The sequence below is a fragment of the Nocardiopsis lucentensis DSM 44048 genome, assembly GCF_000341125.1.
GTDB classification, from domain to species: domain Bacteria; phylum Actinomycetota; class Actinomycetes; order Streptosporangiales; family Streptosporangiaceae; genus Nocardiopsis; species Nocardiopsis lucentensis.
Window position 1 is genome coordinate 1 of sequence record NZ_ANBC01000163.1, and the last position, 1,864, is coordinate 1,864.

A 1,864-nucleotide genomic window follows, 5' to 3' on the forward strand; every position below is an offset into this window, starting at 1 on the left:
CACAATGGTGACCCACGTCACCACTGATGCCCGGAGGCTTCCATGACGGATCCCGTCCGCCCCCCGTTCGACCCGGAGCTGGCCGCCGCCCTGTCCGTGATCAACGAGAACGTGCCCTCCTCCCTCACACCCGAGATGGTTCCCCAGATCCGGCGGCAGCGCGCCGAGGCGCTGCGGACCCAGGTGCCGGCCGACCTGACTCTGGAGGGGGCCTTCACCGAGGAGTCCCACACCGCGCCCGGCCCGGGGGGAGCGCCCGAGGTGCCCCTGATCGTGTGGCGGCCCACGGCGGGGTCCTCCCCCACCGGAGCGCTGTACTGGATCCACGGCGGCGGCATGATGCTGGGCACGCACCGGGGCGAGGAGATCCCCCTCCTGTTGGAGACCGCTCGGGAGCTGGGCGCGGCCCTGGTGTCGGTGGACTACCGACTGGCTCCGGAGAACCCGCACCCGGCGCCCGTGGAGGACTGCTACGCGGGACTGGTGTGGGTGGTCGAGAACGCGGAGAAGTTGGGAGTCGACCCCGGCCGGGTGGTGGTCGGCGGAGCGAGCGCGGGCGGCGGCCTGGCCGCGGCGACCGCGCTCTTGGCCCGTGACCGCGGTGGGCCCGATCTGATCGGGCAGCTCCTGCTGTACCCGATGCTGGACGACCGCAACGACACCTGCTCATCCCACCAGATGGCGGGCACGGGCGTGTGGGACCGGGTCTCCAACGACACGGGGTGGGGCGCGCTGCTCGGCGAGGCGGCGGGTGGGCCGGACGTGTCGCCCTACGCCGCCCCGGCCCGGTCCGAGGACCTGTCGGGGCTGCCCCCGGCCTTCCTGGACGTGGGCTCCGCCGAGACGTTCCGTGACGAGGTCGTGGAGTTCGCGTCGCGTCTGTGGAAGGCGGGGGGCTCGGCCGAACTGCACGTGTGGCCGGGCGGCTTCCACGGATTCGACGGATTCGCGCCCCAGGCGGCGCTGAGCCGAAGCGCCGCGGCTCAACGCCTGCCGTGGTTGCGCAGGATCATGGGGGTCTGATCCCCGGGTGCGGGGATCAGGCAGAATACGTCCATGAGAGAGCTGCTCGGCAGGATCACGGCTCTGGACCCGGAGGCGGGCGCGGCCGTCAGGGTGATCACCTATTTCGACGCCCTGGCGGGCACGGGTGTGGAGCCGATCGTGCGGGGCGCGGCCGTTCTGACCGGGCTGCCCGCCGGTTTCGTGGACCGGTCACGCGCGGTGGCCGTGCGCGTGGCACCGGACGGCTCGGTGGACCGGGCCGCGGCCGACCCCGACCCGTCCTGGTGTTCGGTCCGGGGCGGGTCCGTGGACGGCGTCCTGTGGCTGGAGCGCTCCGGTGAGCCGGGGCCGGTCGAGGCCGTGGTACTGGAACGGGCCTCGGCCGCCCTGCGTGTCCATCTGGAGTTGACGGCTCCGGCGGGCGGCGGGGAGGAACTCGCGAAGATGGCGGTCGACTCCCGGGTGGCCGAGTCCGTGCGCGGGCGCGCGGCCCGCCGGTTGGGGTTCGGCGCCCGGGCCCGGGTGCGCGCCGTGGCGGTGTCCGGCGGGGCGGTGCGGGTCGTGACCGCCTCGGAGGAACCCGTTGACGGGGCCTCGCGCGCGGGTGTGGGCCCGGAGGTGGACGTGTCGGATCTGCCGGAGTCGTGGGAGGACGCGGCGCGGGCGTTGCGCTTCACCGCCGAGGGGACGGGCGCGGACCCGGGTCCGCGCGTGGTCCGCGCCGAGGAGCTGGGCGGCCTGCTGCTGCTGGCTGACGCGGTGGGGCCGGGCTGGGAGCCGGTCCCGGACGTCGCCGCCCTGGAACCGGTGGAGCGGGACGGCGTCGCGCTGTTGGAGACGCTGGAGGCGGGGGGCGCGG

General features: G+C 74.7%; 2 protein-coding genes. Both read left to right on the forward strand.

The features are described 5' to 3' along the window. Positions 1-42: 42 nt before the first annotated feature. Positions 43-1,023, forward strand: a complete 981-nt coding sequence (locus tag D471_RS0105460; RefSeq protein WP_017597695.1) for an alpha/beta hydrolase — start codon at positions 43-45, stop codon at positions 1,021-1,023. A 33-nt stretch (positions 1,024-1,056) separates the two neighbouring features. Further along, a partial coding sequence (locus D471_RS0105465; protein WP_017597696.1) for a hypothetical protein occupies positions 1,057-1,864 on the forward strand: 808 nt, incomplete at its 3' end.